At 55.7% G+C, this 318-nt stretch carries 1 protein-coding gene; it reads left to right on the plus strand.

Features of this window, described 5'->3' with window-relative positions; translation table 11 throughout:
• Positions 1 to 122 precede the first annotated feature (122 nt).
• Positions 123 to 318, plus strand: a 196-nt coding sequence (locus tag PUR56_RS43390) for a hypothetical protein (RefSeq protein WP_329948731.1), incomplete at its 3' end; no start/stop codon positions are given.

Consider the following 318-nt stretch of genomic DNA (forward strand, 5'->3'; position numbering starts at 1 on the left):
GTAGTGGGTGGTGCGGGGGGGGGGGGGGGGGGCGGTGTCGGCGTGGGTGGGTGGGGGGGGGGGGTGTGGGGGGGTGGGTTGGGGGGGTGGGGGGGGGGGGGGGGGGGGGGGGGGTTGTTAGAGTGGTGGGGGTCGGTTCCGGGTTGGTGTGTGTTGTTTTGTTTTTTGTTTTTTTTGGTGTTTTTGGGTTTTGGTGGTTGTTTGTTTGTTTGTGTTGTTTTTGGTGGGGGGGGTGTGGGGTGGTTTTTTTTCTATTTTTTGGGGGTTGGTTTTGCGTTGTTTTTTTTTTTTTTTTTTTTTGTTTTTTTTGTGCGCCCA

It is taken from the genome of Streptomyces sp. BE303, assembly GCF_036290945.1.
In the GTDB taxonomy this organism is placed as follows: domain Bacteria; phylum Actinomycetota; class Actinomycetes; order Streptomycetales; family Streptomycetaceae; genus Kitasatospora.